The organism is Micromonospora sp. C51 (assembly GCF_018070435.1).
GTDB classification, from domain to species: Bacteria; Actinomycetota; Actinomycetes; order Mycobacteriales; family Micromonosporaceae; genus Micromonospora; species Micromonospora sediminimaris.
Map to the genome: position 1 here is coordinate 65415 of NZ_JAGPXQ010000025.1, position 20970 is coordinate 86384.

A 20970-nucleotide genomic window follows, 5' to 3' on the forward strand; every position below is an offset into this window, starting at 1 on the left:
TCGCGAGGATGATTCGATGCGTCATCTCCCTCGGGCTCACGGCCGCGTCGCCGCCGGTCTACTCGCTCTGGCCCTTGCCGCCAGCGCCGTCCTCCTCGGGACCGCCACGCCCGCCGCGGCCCACGGCACCCTGGCGATGTCCACACCGGCCGAGGGTGCCACCGTCGACGAAGCCGTGACGGCCGTGCAGCTCTACTTCACCGAGCGGGTCCGCGAGGACGCGTACTTCACCATCACTGCGCCGGGCGGTGCTCGGGTCGACAACGGCTGGACGCACGGCGAACCCCGCACACTGGACCGTCCGGTGCGGGAGTACTTCCTGGTCGACGGCGTGTTCGAGCCGCGCGAGTACACCACCGGTTTTCCCGCGGTGGTGGCCCTCGCCCACCTGCCCGCCGCCGGCCAGTACTCGGTGAGCTACCTGTCGGTGGCCTCGGACGGTGACCCGGTACGCGGCACGGTCACCTTCCGGTACACCGGTAAGCCGACGGCCGCGCCACCGGACTGGCAACCGCCCACCGGTCAGCCGGATCCGTCGCTGCTCGCCGCCGCCGAGCAGCACGGAGACACCGGATCGCAGCAGCCGGCCGGCGAGACCACCCCCGTCGCCCCGACGGCACCCGTCCCGTCGGTCGCCGCCGCGCCGCCCACCTCGGACGACTCGGACGGCATCGGCCCGTTGAGCTGGGCCGCCGTGGTCGTGGTAGTGGCCGCGGTCGCCGGCTTCTTCGCCTGGCAGCGCCGTCCGGCCCGCGTCGAGCGGAGTCGCAAGGCGGTACGCCGGTCCGCTGCCAACCGACCTCGCGCCAAGCCGACCACAAAGACCAAGGGGCGGCGTGCCACGGGTGGTGGACGCACGGCGGTGGTCCCGGCCGCTCGGCGAGGCGGGAAGGCCGCCACGGTGCCGGCGGCGGCCCCGGCTCAGCGCGCGGTGGCCACCACCACGATGGCGACCGGCGAACCTGCGGAAGCCGCCGCACCGATCGTCCCCGAGACACCGGCAGACAGATCCGCGTCGACGGGCGGGTGGCACCGCTTCGGCGACACGCGTCTCGCGTTGCTGGTCGGAGGACTCGTCCTGACGCTGCTGGCCGGGTTCGCCCTCGGCCGGATCGGCACCGCCGACGAACCCACCACCACCGCGCCACCACCCGGCGCGGCACCGGGCGGTGGCACCAGAGACGCGGCGCAGGCGGTGTCGGCCGGCGACGGACACCAGCACGGGCCGGGAACCGGCCCGCACTCACATCCGGGTGACGGCCAGGACCAGGCCACCGGTACGACGGTCAGCGTCGCCGGGTACACGCTGAAGCCGGTGCTGCGCTCCCAGGCGGCCGGCGCGACCAGCGACTACCGGTTCCGGGTGGTGGGGGTCGACGGGCAGCCGGTGACCCGCTTCGCGGTGGTGCACGACAAGCCGCTGCACATGATCGTGGTCGGCCGTGACCTCGGTGGATACCAGCACCTGCACCCGACGATGGCGGACGACGGCACCTGGAGCGTGCCACTGAAGCTCACCCGACCCGGCGGCTACCGCATCTACGCGGACTTCACCGTGACCACGGCTGACGGCAAGGGGTTGCCGCTGGTGCTCGGCGTCGACCACGAGGTGCCGGGCAACTACCAACCGGCCGGGCTGCCCCCGCCGCAGCCGCAGACGACGACCGGTCCGTACGCGGTGTCCATGGCCGGCACGCCCACCATCGGGATGACCGTTCCGCTGACCCTCCGCGTCGACCACGACGGGGCGACCGAGCCGGTGCAGCTGGAGCGTTACCTGGGCGCGTACGGGCATCTGGTGGTGGTGCGCGAAGGTGACCTGGGTTTCCTGCACGTCCATCCGGAGCCGGAACTGGTCGACGGCGCGGTGAAGTTCTGGCTGACCGCGCCCAGTGCCGGCCGTTACCGGGCGTTCTTCGACTTCCAGGTGGACGGGAAGGTGCACACCGCGGCGTTCACCATCAATCTGGCCTGACGTCCTCGTCCACCCGGACATCCGCCGGCACCGGATCACCGGCCGCCAGGGCAGCGCCACGAGGGGTGTGCCAGTAGAGCACCTCCCGCCCCGAGCGGCGTTTGGTCACCATGCCCGCGTCGAGCAGCACCCGCAGGTGGTCACCGACCGCGCCCAGGGACAGCCCGGTGAGCGCGGCCAGGTGCGAGGTGCTCAGCGGCGTGCCCAACCGGATCAGGATGGCGGCGCGGTTCGGGCCGATCAGCCGGTCCAACCCGTTCGGCGTGGGCGGGGACACCTCGGCGAGGATGCCGCTGGCCGGGTAGACGATGCCGAACCGGTCCTGGTCCCACACCACCCAGCCCTTGGCGCAGTGCGCCGGGACGAACACCAGCTGTGCGGCCCGGTCGAGCGGCAGCGGCGCGGCGGGGTGGTCGTTGACCTGGAGCCAGCCGTCGCCCAACCACCGCATCCCGGGGTTGAGGTCCGCGAACAGGCCCGCCCACCCGTGGGCGCTCAGTCGCGAGGTGCGGGCCACCACGTCGGCCCGCAGCCGGCGTTCCCGCTCCGGCCACTCCGGGCGCACCGTGTGGGTCCAGACCCAGTCGAGCAGGTGCACCACCTGCTCGGTCAGACCGTCATGGCACAGCACCTCGGCGAGCGGTCCCGGCCGGGTCGCCCGCAGGTCGGCGCGGATCCGCTCGTCGGAGCGGGCGGCGACGACGGCCAGTTCCTCCGCGAAGGTCGGCGACGCCGTCGCGGGCGGCAGAGTGAGGAAATCAGCGATCCACCGCGGCGCGAAGGCCGCCGTCAGCAGCGCCGGAAGCACCGGCCGCCGCGCCAGCATCCGCCGGTACGCCCCGAGGTACGGCCGTTGCCAGGAGTGTTGCCACGGGTGCCTGGGGAGGTGCAGCGCCTTCAACGCCGCCACCGTGTCCGTCATCGGCGAGATGACGAAGCGACTGCCCGCCAGCAGATCCACCGGCACCCGCCACAGCGACATGTTTCGCCCCCAGCCGTAACTCTACGCCGCCCGCGTCGACGCCCCGACGATCGTCGGCGTGAGGACGTACTCGGAACTGTTCGCCGTGACCGAATTCCGCAACCTCTTCGTGGCCAACTGCGCCGGCATCGCGGCGCACACCACGTCGGCGCTGGCCCTCGGTTCGCTTACCTACGCCGTGACCGGTTCGGCACTGCTCACCGCGCTGAGCATGTTCGGCGCGCCGCTGGCCAGCGTGTTCGGCAGCCTGACGCTGCTCTCGGCGGCCGACAGCCTGCCGCCGCGCCGGGCGCTGACCCTGGCCGCGCTGGTCGGCCTCGCCGGTGCGGTGCTCCAGGCCGTGCCCGATCTGCCGCTGTCGGTGCGCTTCGTCGTGATCCTGCTCGTGGCGTACGTCGGGTCGGTCACCGGCGGTGCCCGCTGGGCGTTGATCAATGACATTCTGCCGGCCGACGCGTACGTGCTGGGCCGGTCCACGATGAACGTGAGCGTCGGCGTCATGCAGATCGCCGGCTTCGGGGCGGGCGGTCTGCTGCTGGTCTGGTTGAGTCCCTACCAGGTGTTCCTGGCCGCTGCCGCGCTACGCGCGCTGGCCGTGGCGGTCACCTGGTTCGGGTTGCGGGAGCGGCCGGCGCGGGCCGGTGAGCGGACCTCGACCGCCCGCACCATGCGGATCAACCGGGAGCTGTGGTCGGACCCGGGACGCCGGTCGCTGTATCTGAACCTGTGGCTGCCCAACGGACTGGTCGTCGGCTGTGAGGCGCTGTTCCTGCCGTACGCGGGGGACCGGGCCGGTTTCCTCTTCGCCGCCGGTGCCCTGGGCATGCTCGCCGGCGACGTGCTGGTGGGGCGGTTTCTGCCGGTCGCGGCGCGGCAGCGGTACGTGTTGCCGCTGCGGCTGCTGCTTCCCGTGCCCTACCTGGTCTTCCTCATCCGTCCGGAACTGCCGCTGGCGATGCTGCTCGCCCTGGTCGCCTCGGTCGGGTTCGCGGTCTCGTTGCCGTTGCAGGAGCGGCTGATCGCCTGCTCACCGCCGGAGACCCGGGGCCAGGTGCTGGGCCTGCAACAGAACGGAATGCTGGCCGGTCAGGCGGTGTTCGCGGCGCTGGCCGGCTCGGTCGCCGACCTGCTGCCGACCCACCGTGCGGTGGCCGTGATGGCCGGATTGTCGCTGGTCACGACGCTGCTGCTGACCCGGGGCCTGCGGCGGACCGCGCCGCCGCCGGTCGGATGCAACCGACCGGCGCCCGCCGACGTCCGATCGGCATGAGCATTCGTCGAAGCGGGCGACTCGCGGTCGTCCCTCTGCTGTTGCTGACGTCCGCGGCCTGCGGCCAGCAGGCCGGTGGCACCGGGCCGGGAGAGGCGGACTCACCCGAGCGGTCCTACTCCGCGGACGCGGTCGTGTTCCGGATGGAGCACACCGGGGGGTTCGTCACGCCGGCCATGCTGGCCACCCGCCTGCCCACGGTCAGCGTCTACGGTGACGGCCGCGTGATCACCCAGGGGCCGGTGCCGTTGATCTATCCCGGTCCGGCGCTGCCCAACCTTCAGGTGGGCACGATCAGCGCCACCGAGGTGGCGGAACTGCTCAAGGCGGCCCGCGCCGCCGGGGTGGGCGGCCCGGCGGACCTCGGCACGCCGCCGGTCGCCGACGCGCCCACGACGCGCTTCACGATCCTCGGTGACAATGGCGTCGAGGAACTGGAGGTCTATGCCTTGGCCGAGTCCGGCGGGGCGCAGACCGGGCTCACCGCCGACCAGCGGGCGAAGCGGGACACCCTGCGGGAGTTCGCCGACTCGCTGACCGCCGGATCCGGTCCGCTCGCCGCCGCACCGACGGACACGCAGCCGTACGTGCCGACCGCCGTCGCCGCCGTGGCCGAGCCCTGGGTCGCCAACGCCGACGCCGGCGAGCAGCCCGAGGTGGCCTGGCCCGGGCCGGCGCTGCCGGGTGCCGAACTCGGTGAGGGCCTGGGTCTGGGTTGTGTCACGGCGACCGGTGACGAGGCGAAGCAGGTGCTCACCGCTGCGGCGGCGGCGAACGCAGCCACCCCGTGGGTCTCGGACGGCAAGCGGTGGACGGTGGCCCTGCGACCGCTGCTGCCCGACGAGACCGACTGCGGCGACCTGGCCACCAACCGCTGATCCCGGCTCCGGGCGGCCGTCGACCGGCCGCCCGGACTGTCCGGCGGGCTGGTGGCGGCGGCCGGCTAGGCTGCCGCGCGATGAGCAAGCGGCACGCGGGAAACGCAGGAACGCTGTCGCGCATCCTGGTCTACGGCGTCCACGGCTCCGGCAAGTCCACCCTCGCACAGCGGCTGTCAGAGCGGCTCGGGCTGCCCTGGTACCCGGTCGACGACCTGCTCTGGGAGCCCAACTGGGTCGAGGTGCCGGTGGCGCGGCAACGCAGCCGGATCGAGGCGATCTGCGGCCGGGACCGCTGGATTCTCGACGGGGCGTACCACGGCTGGCGGGACGTGCCGTTGGCCCGCGCGGACCTGGTCATCGGTCTGGACTACCCGCGCGGGCTGTCCTTCCGTTGGTTGCTGCGGCGTACGCTGCGCCGGCTGTCGACCGGGGAGGAGATCTGCAACGGCAACCGTGAGTCGCTGGGCAGCGTGCTGTCCACCGAGTCGGTCCTGGTGTGGCACCTCACCGAGTTCGGCCGGGAACGGCGTCGACTACGGGCCTGGCACGCCGACCCGAGCGGGCCGCCGGTGCTGCTGTTCGAAACTCCGGAGGCCCTCGAACGCTGGCTGGACGGCACGCCGTCCCGGTGACGGTCGGCGTACGGCGGCTGCGGTGGCGTCCCAGCCAGGGGATCACCGCCGCGGCGGGACGGACCCGACCGGCGCTACGGTGGGCGGATGGACGAACTCGTGGCGCTCTACCTGGAAGGTGACATCTCGGGAACCGTCACCGGCACCGCGCCACGCAGTGCCGTACGGGCCGGCAACCTGCCGCACGCCGCGACGGCGGTGCTGCTGCGGGACGAGCAGGACCGCGTATACGTCCACCGCCGTACCGACACGAAGGACGTCTATCCGGGCATGCACGACGCCTTCGCCGGAGGTGTCGTGCTGGCCGGCGAGGATCCGTCCGAGGCGGCTGCCCGGGAACTCACCGAGGAACTGGGCGTCACGAACTGCGAGATCCGGCCCTGCCTGCGGTACTGGTACGCCGATACGCGCACCAACTACCTCGCGTACGTCTTCGAGGCCCGCTACCAGCGGCACCGCTGCGGCCCGGTGGTGCATCAACCCAGCGAGGTCGCCGAGGGCTGGTGGCTTGACCTGGCCGAGCTGGTCGCCCGGCTCGCCGACCCGTCCTGGCCGTTCGTCCCCGACGGGCGGGTCACCCTTGATCACTTTCTGCGGCAGGTGCCGCACTAGCCGGGTCGAGCTTGGCCAATCGTCGGGACGACGGCGGTCGCAACGATGAAGATGGGCACATGGGGCGGTTCCTCCGAGGGCGCGTCGAGACGACCACGGAGACGCATCGGACGACGCGGTACGAGATCTTCTTCGATCTGGTGTTCGTCTTCGCGCTGACCCGGATCACCGCCTACATGGCTGATCACCCCTCGCCACTGACCCTGCTCAAGGGCCTGGTCGTCCTGCTGCTGCTGTGGATCTCCTGGCTGATCTACTCCTGGCTGGGCAACCAGGCCCGTGCCGACATCGGGCTGATCCGGGCCGGCACCACCGCCGTCATGGGGCCGATCTTTCTCATCGCCGTGGTCATCCCGAACGTATGGGAACCGAGTTTGGCTTCGCGTCTGATCCTGGTGCTGTCGTACCTCGTGGTGCGGGCGGTCCACCTGGCGCTCTATCGCCGGGCGGCCGAGGGCGACCGGCGGCTGCACCGCACGTTGCGCATCTACACCGTGACCACCGCGCTGTCCTGGATCCCACTGGTCCTCGGTGCCGTCTTCGGCGGTGACGCGCAGTTGCTGCTCTGGACGGCGGCGGTCGCGGTCGACTTCGCCGGCGGACTGGTCGCCTCCATGCTGAGCGGGTGGCCGTTGCACAGTTCGGAGCACTTCGTCGAACGGCACGCCCTCGTGGTGATCATCGCGCTCGGCGAGACGTTGATCTCGGTCGGCGCCGGCATCGGATCCGAAATGATCAACGTGCCGACCGTGCTGGCCACGCTGTTCACGCTCGTCGTCACGGTCTGCCTGTTTCGGCTCTACATGCTGAACTCGGAGGCGGCGGGTGAGGTGCTGATGACCGAGCGCGGGCCGCGACGCGACCGGCTCGCGGCCAACGCCTACAGCGGCGGGCATTTCGCGTTGGTCGCCGGAACGATCTACCTGGCGCTCGGCATCCACGAGGTGATCGCCCCGCTGGCGCGTCATCGGCCCTGGCACGCCGCCGAGGCGGGCCTGGCCTGGATCTCGGCCGTCGCGCTGTTCGGCGGGGTCGCGCTGTATCTCGCGGGCGAGGTGCTGTTCCGTGGGCTCAGCGTCCGATCGGTGTCGCCGGCGCAACTGCTCGCGCCCGTGGTGGCCCTGGCCCTGCTGCCGGCCGGACGGTACCTGCCCGGCCTGGCCGCTCTCGGCCTGCTCGCCACCTTCCTCGTGGTGCTCGTCGGCTACGAACGTGTCTTCGGCGCCGGTCGTGCCGCCCACCCTTTCGTATCAGAAGCCGAGGGCGGTCCTTCCGCCGACCACCGGTAGGTGCAGCTCACTGTGGTGCGGTGCGACTCGTAGCCGCGTGCCGCCCAGCGGAAGCAGGGTGTAATCCTGATCGCTGGAGAAGATCACCAGACCGATCCGGTGGCCCGCCGGGAAGACGTGATCCTTGGGCTCCAGGGTCCACCGCAGGTCGTACAGCTTGCCCTGGCGCAGCGGGTAGGTGCGCGAGACGCTCCGGCGGTTCTGCGGGTCCATCCAGCCGCGGGTCACCACCGTCGCTGCGGCGGTCGAGCCGGCCGGCCCGTAGTCGACCAGGTAGGCGGTGAGGTTCGCGTCCGGCTTGTTGTCGATCGCCAGCCGCAGCCGCAGCTCCGGACGGCCGGACACGCGGACGTCGCGGGGCAGCGTGGGAGACAGGTAGGCCAACCGGTGCGGGCTGGCCGTTTCCGGGTCGGCGACCAGGGTGTCCGGGTGGATGGTGCGCCCCTCGTCGACGAAGCGTTGCTCGACGGCGCGCTTCGGCGCCAGGGCGGAGGTGAGCGTGCCGACCGTGGTGGCCTCGGTGGCGGCCAGCCGCAGCGCGACCTCCCGACTGCCCGGATCGGGCCAGTTGGCGTACGTCGTGTACGCATCGTCCTCGCGCTGCACCACGGCCGTCGGTTCGTCCATGATCCCGTTGGGCACCTGCCACAGCCAGTGGTCGAACCAGCGGTTCTCGGTCTGCTTCCACGTCCAGGTCCGGCCGTCCGGCAGGGTCACCGACGCGGCGTTGCCCGGGCCACCGTGCCCGCCCTGGTGCAGCCAGATCTTGCGCGGTACGCGGTGCCGGGCCAACTCGGCCCACCATCCGGCGAAGTGCTCGGTCTTGACGTTCCAGTCGTTGAGGCCGTGCACGACGAGCACGCTGGCCCGCACCTTCCGCGCGTCAAGGTAATCGCGGTCGCGCCAGAACGCCGAATAGTCACCGGTGACCCGGTCCTGCCGCGCGGTCAGCTCCGCGATCTCATCGGCGCAGCGACCTTCGGCCCGGGTCCGACCGGCCGTGAACCCGGCCAGCACGTCGGTGTCCTCACCCTGGTACGTCCCCGGTGCCACCACCAGGCCGTTGGCGCGGTAGTAGTCGTACCAACTGCTGATGGCGGCCACGGGCACGATGGTCCGCAGCCCCGGGACGCCGGTGGTGGCCACCTGGTTGGGCAGGGTGCCGTTGTAGGAGACACCGGTCATGCCGACGGCCCCGGTGGTCCAGCCGGCGGTGACCGGCGTGCCGGCCGCGTCGTAGCCCTTCGCCCGCCCGTTCAGCCAGTCGATCACCGCCCGGGTGCCGAGCGTCTCGGCCCGGTCGCCGCTGGTCGGGCAGCCGTCGGAATCGCCGGTGCCGACGCTCTGCCCGAGCACCACCGCGTAGCCCCGGGGCACGTAGTAGTCGTCGAGTGAGCCGGGCAGGTTGGCCTTCGTCACCGCCCGCTGCACCGTCAGGTCGGACGTCCGTCGGCCGGACCGGCGCTCGACGCCGTTCTGCGGCAGCTCGTCCACCAGCACGCTGGGGTAGGGCACGTCGTACCAGACGTCCTTGCGGTACGGGCTGTGCTCGAAGATGACCGGCACCTTGAATCCCTCGGTGGCGGTCTCCCGAGGCCGGGATATGTCGATCGCCACCCGGTCGAGGCGGCCGTCGTGGTCGGTGTCCACAGTGGTCTGAACGTAGACCCGCTCCTCGATCGCGTCGGCGAGCGAGAACACCGGTTGGGTCATGCCATCGACGACCACGATGCCCGGTGTGGCGGTGGGTGCGGTCCGCGCCGCCGCCGGAGCCGCGTGCAGCGCCAGCGTGCCGGACAGACCGATGCCGAGCAGTGCCAGCAGGTAGGGGGACCGACGCACGGCGTCTCCCTTCGGAGTTTAGACATTTACACCTTGCGATGTTATCGCTCACTGACTACGTTTCGGAGGCAGGAGCGAAGGGCACGCTCCGACGTCCCCCGCCCGGTCGGAGACCAGGCGAGCCGAGGCGCGTTGCGCCGGCTGACGGGTACTGCGGGCCCCGTGCGGGACGGGTTCACGCCGCCGGTCCAGGGCGGCTGACGGTACGTCGCGGGAGCCGTGGCACACGCCGAGCATCGCCGCTCCGGGCCGCCCACCTGATCTGACAGCCCGAGCCGGTGTCGCACCGTACCCAGGCGCATACCCCGCGGTACGCCGGCCGTCCCCGGCGCCGCCACCAAGGCGATGCGCCGTACCGCCGCGCGTCCACAGCGGGCGCGGAATGGAGTCACGATGTCCAGGCGTAAATCGATTCTCGGACCGGTCGCGCTCGCGGCCCTGATGGTGCTGGCCGCCGCCGGTACGACGCTGAGCGCGAACCCCGGCAGCGTCCCGGCCGCCCAGTCGGGCATTCTGGCCGCGACCGCCGGCTGCGGCAAGGCGCCCACGCTGCGCAGCGGCACGCACACCATCCAGAGCAGCGGCAAGAACCGCAGCTACATCCTGCGGGTGCCGGACAACTACAACAACAACCACCCGTACCGACTGGTGTTCGGGTTCCACTGGCTCAACGGCTCGGCGACCGACGTCGCCACCGGCCAGACCGTGCAGCGCGACACCTGGGCCTACTACGGACTGTTGCCGCTGTCGAACAACAGCACCATCTTCGTCGCGCCGCAGGGCCTCAACAGCGGCTGGGCCAACTCCGGCGGCGAAGACGTCACGTTCGTCGACGACATGCTCCGTCAGATCGAGGGCGACCTCTGCGTCGAGACCACCCAGCGCTTCGCGCTCGGGTTCAGCTACGGCGGCGCCATGAGCTACGCCGTCGCCTGCGCCCGGCCGAACATCTTCCGCGCCGTCGCCGTCTACGGTGGTGCGCAGCTGAGTGGATGCAGCGGCGGCACCCAGCCGGTCGCCTACTTCGGGGCACACGGCATCCGCGACAGCGTGCTGAACATCTCCAACGGGCGGTCACTGCGGGACCGGTTCGTCCGCAACAACGGCTGCACCGCGCAGAATCCGCCGGAACCGTCGCAGGGCAGCCTCACCCACCGCAGCACCACCTACTCCGGCTGCGCATCCGGCTATCCGGTGGTCTGGGCGGCGTTCGACGAGGGACACATCGCCGCACCGCAGGACGGCGCACCCGGTGACAGCGGCTCCCGGACCTGGCTGCCGGGCGAGACCTGGCGCTTCTTCACCCAGTTCGGCAGCGGCACCACCCCACCGCCGAACCCGACCACCCCGCCGCCGAACCCCACCACGCCACCCCCGAGCCCGACGACGCCGCCGCCCGGTGGTGGGGCGTGCCGGGTCGCCGCCGAGGTCAATGCCTGGAACAACGGGCTGACCGAACAGATCACCATCACCAACACCGGCAGCTCCACCATCAACGGTTGGTCGCTGGTCTTCACGCTGCCCGGCGGGCAGACCATCACCGGCGGCTGGAACGCGAGTTACTCACCGACCTCCGGGCAGGTGACCGCGCGGAACATGTCGTACAACGGCACCCTCGCCCCGAACGCGTCGGTCGGCATCGGCTTCCAGGCCACCCACACCGGCAACACCGCCGAGCCGAGTTCGTTCACCCTCAACGGCGCGACCTGCACCGTCAGCTGATCCTGTGGTTGGTTGGTCCGGGCGTGGATCCCACCCGGGGTCCGCGCCCGGCCCCTGCCTGCGCACCCGCGAATCGGCACCCGCCGTCGATCCGTCGTGCCGAGCCGGTCTCGCGCCGAAGATGACCCGGACGACAAAGCCCTATGCTCCGCACCGTGCCGCTGACCTTCCCTTCGCATCTCGCGCCGGTGCTGGCGCTCAAGTGGTGGCGGCCACGGTGGTTCGACGGTGTGGCGTTGAGCACCGGCGCGATGTCGCCGGACGTCGCCTATCTGGCGACCGGCCCGACCGGCCGAAGTTTCGCCGACACCCATTCCTGGCCGGCGCTGCTCTGGTGGTGCCTGCCGGTGGCGCTGGCGTACGCGGCGGTCTTCCGGTCCTGCGCCGACGCCACCCTGGCCCACCTGCCCGGCGAGCGTTGGTTCGGCTGGAGTGGGCACGATTCCCTGGCCCGGTGGTCGCACCGCTGGTGGATCACGATCAGCTCGGCGCTCCTCGGCGCGGCGAGCCACCTCGGCTGGGACTGGCTGACCCACACCGACGGCTGGCTTCGAGTGGTGTTCGGTCTCCAATGGTCGAGCGTTACGGACGTCGCCTGGTGGACGGTCTCGGATCTGACGAGCACCCTTGTCGGTGGTGTGCTCGTCGTCGTACTTGCCGTGCGCCTCGGCCGGCGGGAGGCGGCGAAGGCCGGCGTCGGTCGGGTCGCACCGTCGTTTCGGCGTCCGGCGCTGTTCTGGAGCGTCGCCGCGCTGGTGTCCGCCGCCGGAGTGGCGCTCGTGCCGCTGCTGCCCGGTGCAACCATCCTCGCCGCGACCATCGTCCGGTCGCTGCACGTCGCTGGTCTGGCCCTGCTCGCCGGCGCCATCGCCGTCCGGATCCGGTCCCAGCGCTCGGGTGCGGGTTACCCGGGCGCGCCAGGTGACAGCGGCAGCGCAGGCAGCACCAGCACCAGCCGACCCGCCGCGGTCAGCGGACCGGCTCGATCGGGAAGTGTCCGCGGCGCCACTGCCAGTGGCGGCCAGCCTTCAGATGGTCGATGACGGCGCGTTGCAGCGCGGTGTCGCGCGGCAGTTGGTCCAGCGGTGTGGTCAGGGTACGGAACACGAACCGCACCACTTCGACGTCGGCGTCGAGTCCTTCCGGTTCCTGATAGGGCTCCAGCTCGAAACGTCGCTGGAAGCGGACGATGTTGGATTCCTCGGGCAGGTACTCCCGCAGCTGCGGGTCGAGCAGCCACGAACCGCAGGCGAACGACGTGTAGTGCTCGTCGGGGAAGTGGCGCGGGAAGAACACCCGTGCCTCGTCGAGGGACGCCTCGACCGCTTCCGGGGTCAGCGACCCCGAGTCGGGGATGTGCAGGTCGATGGCGGCGCCGCCGCGATGGTGCTGAAGCCGACCCAACTCGTAGACCGCGCCGCGCGAGTGCAGCGTCAGCCAGCTCTGCATGACCGACCAGCCCTCGCGATTCATCCGCCGGTCGATCGCGAGGTTGCGACCCAGGTCAGCGAGGGTCACCCAGGAGACGGCGTCGGGAACACCGTGGTCACGGTGGTAACCCCTGACCACGTCGACCAGGGCCAGGTACGTGTAGACGTAGAGGTGCCGCCAGGCGGGGCCCCGCTCGCGCGGCAGCGCCGGACCGGGCGGCAGCCATCCGTGACCCCCGAGATCCGCGCGGACCAGGGCGATCGAGCGGTCGAGCAGCCAGCGCAGCTCCGTGGTCCACTGCGTGGAGTCGGGGTCGGGCCAGCCCGCCATGATCTCGGCGGCGTCGTCCGGTCGTACGGCGAGCCGGTCGAGCAGCGCGGGCGCGTCGGCTCTGGCGGGCACCGGAGCCGACGGGTGCTCGCCGGCCAGCCGGTGCACACGGTCGATGTCCTCGACGGGCACGCCGAGCCGGGTGGCGATGTCGTCCAGATTCACGCGGACGACAGTAGCGACCGGTGCGGCCGCCGCAACAGGGCCCGGGCCCCGCGACGACCCGCAGCCCGCTCAGGGGTTGGGTGGCGTGACCGCGATGATCAGGTGGGCCGGCTGGTCACTGGCGTTGCGGTAGAGGTGGGCCAGGCGTGAGTCGAAGGTGACGGCCTCACCGGCGGTGAGGGTGTACGCCTCGCCGCCGATGTCGGCGACCACCTCGCCGCTGATGACGATGGCGCACTCGGTCGAGGGGTGCGCCCACGGCTCGGCCGAGCTGGCGTCGCCCGGGGCGAGATGGGCCTGGAGCACCTCCAGATCGCCGCGCCCCGGGGTGAGGCGCTCGTAGGTTATCTGGCCCGGGGGAGCGGTGAGCAGGCTGCGGCTGCCGGCCCGGCTGATGTGCACCGCCGGTGCCTCCGGCTCGGAGAACAGTTCGGCGATCGAGGTGTCGAACACCTGCGCGAGCTTGCGCAGGGTGGCCAGGCTCGGATCGGTCGCCCCGTTCTCGATCTGACTCAGCAGGGCGGGTGACACGTCGGCGGCTGTGGCGAGCTGCCGCAGCGTGAGGGAGTGCTGCTGGCGCAGGACGCGGAGCCGGTCACCGAGCATGTGAACCTCGATCCGATAACAGTGTGGCTAAAAATGTTTGACCAAGCTACACGGCCGTGTTTAGGGTGGTCAAACACGAGGGCGGCGTTGTTTGGTACTGGTGGACACGCCGCGTCCAGACATGAACCGGACGAATGCTAGTCCGGCTACATCCAACCCTGCGACGACGCACCCCGAGAACCCGACGCACCCCGAGAACCCGGAACACCGGCATTGGCCGTCTGGGCCCGGCCGGTGGTGGTGCCGCCGGACGTCGATGCCCCGCGGTCCCGCGCAGCGGGTCGCGCCATACGAAGGTAGGAACAGCATGTCGGTGTCCCCCCGCCGGCTCCGCGCCGGAGCGCTCGCTCTGGCGACGCTGGCCATCATCTCCACCACCGCCTGCACGGCCGGCGGCAGCGGTGGCAACGCGAACGGCGGCGAGGCCAAGACCCTCACCGTCAACACGTCGTTCGTGCTCAAGACCCTCGACCCTGGTCGCGTCTACGAAGCCACCGGCCTGACCGCCGTGCACGCCCTCTACGACACCTTGCTCACCTTCGAAGGCTCCGACGTCGGTACCCCCGTCCCGGCGCTGGCCGAGTCGTACGAGGCGTCCCCGGACGCGAAAACCTTCACCTTCAAGCTGCGCTCCGGAGTGACCTTCGCCGACGGCAGCCCACTCACCGCCGACGACGTGGTGTTCTCCCTCAACCGGCTGAAGAACATCAAGGGCAGCCCGGCGGTAACCGTGAGCGAGCTGAGCGTCAGCAAGACCGACGACAGCACCGTCGTGGTCACCTCGGCCACGCCGAACCCGAACGTGCCGGTGGTGCTGGCGATGCCGTCCACCGGTGTGCTCAACGCCGAGGTCGCCCGGGACAACGGTGCGAAGGACGGCGCGGACGCCGCGCAGGGCGACACCGCCCAGCAGTACCTCGACACCAACTCGATCGGCAGCGGGCCGTACGTGCTCAAGTCGTACGAGCCGGAGTCGCAGGTGGTGCTGGAGGCCAACCCGAACTACTGGGGCGACAAGCCGCAGTTCGAGCGGGTGGTACTGCGCAACATGGACGTGCAGACCCAGAAGCTGACCATGCAACGCGCCGAGAGCGCCGAGATCTCGCTGGACATCTCCGGCAAGCTGCTCGACGGCCTGCCGGAGAGCCTGCAAACCTCCGGCGTGCAGGACACCGTCTACTTCCTCTTCCTCAACGCCGACCCGGCGGTCTCGGCGGTGACCGCGAATCCGAAGTTCAACCAGGCGCTGCGTGCCGCCATCGACTACCAGGGCATCGCCGCGCTGTACGGCGAGGGTGCCGCTCCCGGCGCCGGCCTGGTCGCGCCGGCCTTCCCCGGCACCCTGCCCGCGAGCGAGGCGTCCACCCGGGACGTGGCGAAGGCCAAGGCGCTGCTCGCCGAGGCCGGGCTGACCAACCCGACGGTCAAGTTCAACTACCCGGCCATCACGTACAAGGGCGTGGACCTGGGCACCGTCGCCACCAAGGTGCAGGGCGACGCCGCCGAGGCCGGCATCACGCTGGAGTTGAACCCGCAGCCGCTGACCACCTTCCTCGACGAGATGCGCGGCGGCAAGTCGCCGCTGGGCTTCACCCCGCAGAGCCTCAACTACCCGGTCGCCGACTCACTGATCAACAACATGGCACCCGGACAGGCCACCGCGCTGCGCTCGGGCTGGACCGTCGAGCGGGCGGACCCGGCGGTCGTCGCCGCCGGCGAGAAGGTCACCGAGACCCTCGACCTCGCGGCCCGGGCCACCGCCATGCAGGAGTGGCAGCGGCTGATGAACCAGTCCTCCCCGTACATCGTGCTGGCCAGCAACTCCTCCACGGTGGTGGCGACCGCCGACCTGACCGGCGCGGACTACTCCGCCGCCGGCTGGCAGGTCGACGTCGCCGCGGTCGGCCGCAGGTAGTCGGAGCACCATGACGACCGTCCACAACGGCGAGCCGGGCGCGGTCACCACGACCGCGCCCCGGCCCCGCCGGTCCCACCCGCTGCTGGCCTTCCTGGCCAAGCGGCTGGCGATCACCGCCGGCCTGCTGCTGGGCGTCACCGTGGTGACGTTCGGGCTGGTCAACGTGGTGCCCGGTGACCCGGTCACCGCCAACCTGTCCGACCAGGCGCTCAACGACCCGGCCACGGTGGCCGCCTTCCGCGAGAAGTGGGGGCTGGACCAGCCGCTCTGGCAGCAGTACCTGCACTACCTGGGCAACCTCTTTCGCGGTGACCTGGGTATCTCCCAGCAGACCGGTCGGGCGGTCCTGGACGACCTGGTCCGGTACGTGCCGGCGACCCTGGAACTGGCCATCCCCACCATGGTGCTGGCGCTGGTGATCGGCACCGGGATCGGCATGCTCGCGGCCGTCCGCAACGGCCGGGTCACCGACCAGCTCGTGCGGGTGGGCGCCCTGCTCGGGCTCTCCACGCCGCCGTTCTGGCTGTCGCTCGTGGTGCTCTACGTCTTCTTCTACCAACTCGGGCTGGCGCCCAGCGGTGGACGGCTCTCCACCGGCTTCAGCCCGCCGCCGACCGTCACCGGCATGTACACCGTCGACGCGGCACTGGCCGGTCAGTGGGACGTGGCGTGGGACGCGGCCCAGCACCTCACCCTGCCGGTGCTGGTGCTGACCTCGCTCACGGTGGCGTTGCTGGTCCGCTTTGTCCGCTCCGCCATGTTGGAGGTGCTTCAGCAGGACTACATCCGGGCCGCGTACGCCAAGGGCCTGCCGGCCCGGGTGGTGCTGCGCCGGCACCTGCTGCGCGCCGGCCTGGTCCCGGTGGTCACCGTCTCCGGCCTGGCGTTCGCCTCGCTGCTGTCCGGGACGGTGCTGGTGGAGAGCATCTTCGGCTGGCCGGGCGTCGGCCAGTACGCCTACCGCAGCGCCACCGCCCTCGACCTGCCCGCGATCCTCGGTGTCAGCCTGTTCGTGGCGCTGGTCTACACGCTTGTCAACCTCACCGTCGACCTGCTGTACGGGCTTATCGACCCGAGGATCCGCCTGTCATGACGATGACCGCACCTGATCCGGTGGCCCCCGACCCGAAGGTGGACCGGGCGCTGACCCGCCGTCGATGGCTCGGTCGGCTGCGTGGCGGCTCGGCCGGCCGGCCGATCTGGCGACAGCCGATCGCCGTGGTGGCGCTGACCATTCTCGGCGGCTGGCTGCTGGTGGCGATCCTCGCCCCGCTCGTCGCCCCCTACGATCCGCTCGCCCAGAGCGCCGACACCTACGCGGCGCCGTCGGCGGCGCACTGGTTCGGCACCGACTCCCTCGGCCGGGACATCTTCAGCCGGGTCGTGCACGGCGCGCGGTTGTCGATCCCGCTGGCCCTGGCCATCGTCTCGCTGGCCCTGCTCGTCGGCGGCCTGCTCGGGCTGGTCGCCGGATACCTGGGACGGTTCGCCGACGAGGCGCTGATGCGGCTCACCGACCTGGTCTTCGCCTTCCCGCAGATCATCCTGGCCATGGCGGTCACCGCCGCCTTCGGCCCGAACACCCGCAACGCGGTGCTGGCCCTGGTCATCGTCTCCTGGCCGGTCTACGCCCGGGTCATCCGCAGCGCCGTGCTCAGCATGCGCGGCGACGACTACCTCAGCGCCGCCCGACTGCTCGGCGTCGGACCGGTCCAGGCGCTGCGCCGCGATGTGCTGCCCAACAGCATCGGCCCGGCGATCGTGCTGGCCACCCTGGAACTCGGCAACGCGGTGCTGCTGCTCGCCGCGCTCTCCTTCCTGGGGCTGGGGCCCCGCCCACCGGCCGCCGAGTGGGGCTCGATGGTCGCGCTCGGCTCCCAGGACCTGTCGATGTGGTGGGTCAGTGTCTTCCCGGGCCTGGCCATCCTCACCGTCGTGATGGCCTTCAACGTGCTCGGTGACGCGTTGCGCGACCGGCTCGACCCCCGCTACGCGAAGGGACGCTGAGATGGCGCCGCTGCTCGACGTCGACTCCCTCGCCGTGACCCTGCCCGGCCCGCGCGGGCCGCTGCCGATCCTGCACGACGTGTCGCTCACCGTCGACGAGGGTGAACTCGTCGGCATCGCCGGGGAGAGCGGCTGCGGCAAGAGCCTCACCGCACAGACCCTGCTCGGCCTGCTGCCGGCGGGGGCCAAGGTCACCGGAACGGCGCGGTTCGCCGGCACCGACCTGCTCGGCCTGGACAACAATGGCTGGCAGCGGATCCGGGGCGCGGGCATCGCCATGGTCTTCCAGGACCCGACCGCCGCCCTGCACCCGATGCTCACCGTCGGCCGTCAGCTCACCGAACACATGCGGGTGCACCTGCGACTGGACCGGCGGTCCGCGACCCGCCGGGCGGTGGAACTGCTCGATCAGGTCAGGATCCCCGACCCGGAGCGGGCCCTGCGCGCCTATCCGCACCAGTTCTCCGGCGGCATGCGGCAACGGGCGGCCATCGCCATCGCCCTGGCCGCCCGGCCCCGACTGCTGATCGCCGACGAGCCGACCACCGCCCTCGACGTCACCGTGCAGGCCGGCATCCTCGCCCTGCTCGACCGGCTGCGCGCCGAGACCGGGCTGGCCGTCGCCTTCATCACCCACGACCTGGGGGTGCTCAGCGCGTTGACCACCCGTGGCTACGTCTTCTACGCCGGTCGCGTGGTGGAGACCGGCCCCACCGGGGCGCTGCTCACCGCACCCACCCACCCGTACACTGCGGCGCTGCTCGGCGCCCGGCCGCACGGCACCCAGGCGGTCGGCACGCTACGACCCATCCCCGGCGCCCCGCCGGCGCCGGGTGAGGCACCGCCCGGCTGCCCGTTCCAACCCCGCTGCGGGTACGCCGAGCCGGCCTGCGGCATCGTGCCACCGCCCCTGGCTCCGGTGGCTGCCGACCGGTCGGTGGCCTGTGTGGTCCGCCCGCACCTGGAGGTGACAGCCCGATGACCGGCCTGCTGGACATCAGCGACGTCGAGGTCGAGTACCGTTCGCGCGGGCGGGGCCGGGTGCTCGCGGTCGCCGGGGTCAGCCTGGACGTGGCGGCCGGGCAGATCGTCGGCCTGGTCGGTGAGTCCGGCTGCGGCAAGTCGTCGCTGGCCCGGGTGGCCGTGGGGTTGACCCCGCCGAGCGCCGGGGTGGTCCGCTTCGCCGGGCAGCCGGTCACGCCGCTGGGCTGGCGGCGCCGGCCGGACACCGAGATCGGCCTCCAGATGGTCTTCCAGAACCCGTACGCCTCGTTGAACCCCCGGCGCACCATCGGCGCGCAACTGCTCGACGGCGTCCCGGCGACGGTGACCGGCGCGGCCCGCCGCGACCGGGTACGCGAGCTGCTGGACCGGGTCGGCATGCCGACCACCGCCGCCGAGCGGTACCCGCACCAGTTCTCCGGCGGCCAGCGGCAACGCCTCGCCATCGCCCGGGCACTCGCCCCGCAACCCCGCATGATCATCGCCGACGAACCGGTCACCGCACTGGACGCCTCGTCCCAGGCACAGGTGGTCAACCTGCTCGTCGGGCTGGTCCGCGATCTCGACATGGGCATGCTGTTCATCTCCCACGACCTCGCCCTGGTACACGAGATCGCCGACATCACCGCCGTGATGTACCTGGGCCGCATCGTGGAGAGCGCGCCCACCCGGGAGCTGTGGCGGAACCCGCGGCACCCCTACACCCGGGCGCTCATCGACGCGGTGCCCCGCATCGGCCCCACCCCGCGGTTGCCCGCCACCCTGGCCGGTGAGGTGCCCGACCCGGCGAACGCCCCCACCGGCTGCCGGTTCCGGCCGCGCTGCCCGCACGCCTTCGCTCCCTGCGGCGACCAGCCACCCACCCTCGACCTCGGCGGACGCAGCGCCGCCTGTTGGCTCAACGACCCCACGGTGGCCGCGGCCACCGTGCCCGCGAACTGAGGACGTCGTCAATGCACACCGCAACCGAACAGGTCCTGGTCAACCTCGCGCTGTACGACGGCGTCGCCGACCACCTCCAGCCCGACCGGGGTGTCTGGGTCGGCGCCGACGGGATGATCAAGGCCGTGGCAGCCGTCGACGACGTGCTCGGCGAGGCCGGCGACGTATCCGTGGTCGACCTCGGCGGCGACGTGGTGATGCCCGGCCTGACCAACATGCACGTGCACCTCTCCCTCGGGCTGCCCGGTCACCTCGCCGACACGGTGCACCGGTCCAACCTGGCCGAACTGGTGCTGCTGATGGCCGACTCGGCCCGACGCACCCTGCACGCCGGGGTCACCACCGCCCGGCTGGTCGGCGAGGGCCGCTACGCCGACTTCGCGCTGCGCCGGGGCATCGAGGCCGGCGCGGTGGACGGCCCCCGGATCTTCACCGCCGGACACGCGCTGTGCTGCACCGGCGGTCACGGCTGGGAGGCCGACGCCCTGGAGGCCGACGGCGCCGACGGCTTCCGGCGGCTCACCCGGGCCCAGATCCGGGCCGGCGCCGATTTGATCAAAGTCTGCATCTCCGGCGGGATCGCCGGTCAGTTCGAGGCGATCGACACACCGCAGCTGCTCGACGACGAGATGGCCGCCGTCATCCGGGTCGCCCACGACTGGGGGCGCAAGGTCACCGCGCACGCCGGCCCGGCCGACACCGTACGCCGGGCGGTCGAACTCGGCCTGGACTGCGTCGAACACGGCTACGAGCTGACCGACGAGGTCACCCGCCTGATGGCCGACCGGGGCGTCTGGTACGTGCCCACCATCGTGGTGAGCCGCTGCGAACAGTTCTTCCGTGACTCCGGAGTGCCCGGCTGGTTGATGGACCGGGCCCTGGCCGCCGGACCCCGGCACTGGGAGAGCCTCCAGCACGCCATCCGCAACGGGGTGCCGATCGCACTGGGCAGTGACATGCCGCCGCACGCGGGCTACGACGAGACCAGCGCGACCGTGCGTGAGCTGGAGTTCATGGTGGACGCCGGGATGCCGGTCGCCGACGCGTTGAAAGCCGCCACCATCCGGCCCGCCGAATGGCTCGACCAGGCCGACACGCTCGGCAGCGTCGAGGCCGGCAAGCACGCCGACCTGCTGGTGTTGCGGGACGACCCGACCCGTTCCGTCTCCGCGTTGCGCACCCTGCACGCGGTCATGAAGGGCGGCGTGGTGTACCGCGACGACCGCCACCGGCTCCGGACCTCCCAATGACGTTGTCAAGCCGCGATAGCGGCAGGCGGTACGGGTTGGTAGCACCGTCTGTCACGCAGGAGTGCCCACAGGACGTTGATTCGGCGGCGGGCGAGTGCGAGTACGGCCTGAGTG

The 20970-nt window shown here is 71.6% G+C and carries 18 protein-coding genes; 14 read left to right on the forward strand and 4 right to left on the reverse strand.

What is annotated here, in order from left to right:
- Positions 1-16: 16 nt before the first annotated feature.
- On the forward strand, positions 17-1975 hold the full coding sequence (locus tag KBX50_RS22290; protein ID WP_210939459.1) for a copper resistance CopC family protein: 1959 nt from the start codon (positions 17-19) through the stop codon (positions 1973-1975).
- Here KBX50_RS22290 and KBX50_RS22295 read toward each other — a convergent pair.
- Positions 1962-2957: a helix-turn-helix domain-containing protein gene (locus KBX50_RS22295; protein WP_210939460.1), complete on the reverse strand. Its 996-nt coding sequence runs from the start codon at positions 2955-2957 to the stop codon at positions 1962-1964. The genes KBX50_RS22290 and KBX50_RS22295 overlap by 14 nt on opposite strands.
- Positions 2958-3015: 58 nt before the next feature.
- Here KBX50_RS22295 and KBX50_RS22300 point away from each other — a divergent pair, with 58 nt between their 5' ends.
- The 5 genes from KBX50_RS22300 to KBX50_RS22320 all read left to right on the forward strand — a co-directional run bounded on the left by KBX50_RS22300 (position 3016) and on the right by KBX50_RS22320 (position 7641).
- On the forward strand, positions 3016-4227 hold the full coding sequence (locus KBX50_RS22300) for an MFS transporter (protein ID WP_210939461.1): 1212 nt from the start codon (positions 3016-3018) through the stop codon (positions 4225-4227).
- Positions 4224-5105, forward strand: coding sequence for a hypothetical protein (locus KBX50_RS22305; protein WP_210939462.1), 882 nt, complete (start codon positions 4224-4226; stop codon positions 5103-5105). The genes KBX50_RS22300 and KBX50_RS22305 overlap by 4 nt, the downstream gene beginning before the upstream one ends.
- Positions 5106-5185: 80 nt before the next feature.
- Positions 5186-5740, forward strand: a complete 555-nt coding sequence (locus tag KBX50_RS22310) for an AAA family ATPase (RefSeq protein ID WP_210939463.1) — start codon at positions 5186-5188, stop codon at positions 5738-5740.
- A gap of 87 nt (positions 5741-5827) precedes the next feature.
- Complete coding sequence (locus KBX50_RS22315; RefSeq protein ID WP_210939464.1) at positions 5828-6352, forward strand: NUDIX hydrolase; 525 nt, start codon at positions 5828-5830, stop codon at positions 6350-6352.
- 59 nt (positions 6353-6411) lie between these two features.
- The gene (locus tag KBX50_RS22320) at positions 6412-7641 is read left to right on the forward strand and encodes a low temperature requirement protein A (protein ID WP_210939465.1); all 1230 of its coding nucleotides are present in this window, start codon (positions 6412-6414) and stop codon (positions 7639-7641) included.
- On the opposite strand, the gene KBX50_RS22325 is transcribed toward KBX50_RS22320, so the two are convergent.
- On the reverse strand, positions 7603-9483 hold the full coding sequence (locus KBX50_RS22325) for a Xaa-Pro dipeptidyl-peptidase (RefSeq protein WP_307871039.1): 1881 nt from the start codon (positions 9481-9483) through the stop codon (positions 7603-7605). The genes KBX50_RS22320 and KBX50_RS22325 overlap by 39 nt on opposite strands.
- Positions 9484-9876: 393 nt before the next feature.
- On the opposite strand from KBX50_RS22325, the gene KBX50_RS22330 reads away from it, so the two are divergent.
- Together KBX50_RS22330 and KBX50_RS22335 are read left to right on the forward strand one after the other, a co-directional pair.
- Positions 9877-11205 (forward strand): cellulose binding domain-containing protein, encoded by a 1329-nt coding sequence (locus KBX50_RS22330; protein ID WP_210939467.1) that lies wholly within the window; start codon positions 9877-9879, stop codon positions 11203-11205.
- A 155-nt stretch (positions 11206-11360) separates the two neighbouring features.
- Positions 11361-12248 (forward strand): DUF4184 family protein, encoded by an 888-nt coding sequence (locus KBX50_RS22335; protein WP_210939469.1) that lies wholly within the window; start codon positions 11361-11363, stop codon positions 12246-12248.
- On the opposite strand, the gene KBX50_RS22340 is transcribed toward KBX50_RS22335, so the two are convergent.
- Together KBX50_RS22340 and KBX50_RS22345 are read right to left on the reverse strand one after the other, a co-directional pair.
- Positions 12175-13131: an acyltransferase domain-containing protein gene (locus KBX50_RS22340; protein WP_210939471.1), complete on the reverse strand. Its 957-nt coding sequence runs from the start codon at positions 13129-13131 to the stop codon at positions 12175-12177. The two genes, KBX50_RS22335 and KBX50_RS22340, sit on opposite strands and share 74 nt — an antisense overlap.
- Positions 13132-13200: 69 nt before the next feature.
- Complete coding sequence (locus KBX50_RS22345) at positions 13201-13737, reverse strand: cupin domain-containing protein (RefSeq protein WP_093402122.1); 537 nt, start codon at positions 13735-13737, stop codon at positions 13201-13203.
- 307 nt (positions 13738-14044) lie between these two features.
- Here KBX50_RS22345 and KBX50_RS22350 point away from each other — a divergent pair, with 307 nt between their 5' ends.
- Genes KBX50_RS22350 through KBX50_RS22375 form a run of 6 tightly spaced genes read left to right on the forward strand, consistent with a single transcriptional unit; the run spans position 14045 to position 20856 of the window.
- Positions 14045-15652, forward strand: coding sequence for an ABC transporter substrate-binding protein (locus tag KBX50_RS22350; protein WP_210939473.1), 1608 nt, complete (start codon positions 14045-14047; stop codon positions 15650-15652).
- 10 nt (positions 15653-15662) lie between these two features.
- Positions 15663-16748, forward strand: coding sequence for an ABC transporter permease (locus KBX50_RS22355; protein ID WP_210939475.1), 1086 nt, complete (start codon positions 15663-15665; stop codon positions 16746-16748).
- Positions 16745-17662, forward strand: coding sequence for an ABC transporter permease (locus tag KBX50_RS22360; RefSeq protein WP_210939477.1), 918 nt, complete (start codon positions 16745-16747; stop codon positions 17660-17662). The genes KBX50_RS22355 and KBX50_RS22360 overlap by 4 nt, the downstream gene beginning before the upstream one ends.
- A 1-nt stretch (position 17663) precedes the next feature.
- Positions 17664-18644: an ABC transporter ATP-binding protein gene (locus KBX50_RS22365; RefSeq protein WP_210939479.1), complete on the forward strand. Its 981-nt coding sequence runs from the start codon at positions 17664-17666 to the stop codon at positions 18642-18644.
- Positions 18641-19606: an ABC transporter ATP-binding protein gene (locus KBX50_RS22370; RefSeq protein ID WP_210939481.1), complete on the forward strand. Its 966-nt coding sequence runs from the start codon at positions 18641-18643 to the stop codon at positions 19604-19606. The genes KBX50_RS22365 and KBX50_RS22370 overlap by 4 nt, the downstream gene beginning before the upstream one ends.
- Positions 19607-19617: 11 nt before the next feature.
- A complete protein-coding gene (locus KBX50_RS22375; protein WP_210939483.1) occupies positions 19618-20856 on the forward strand; it encodes an amidohydrolase family protein in 1239 nt (412 codons plus the stop codon).
- Positions 20857-20970: the final 114 nt, after the last annotated feature.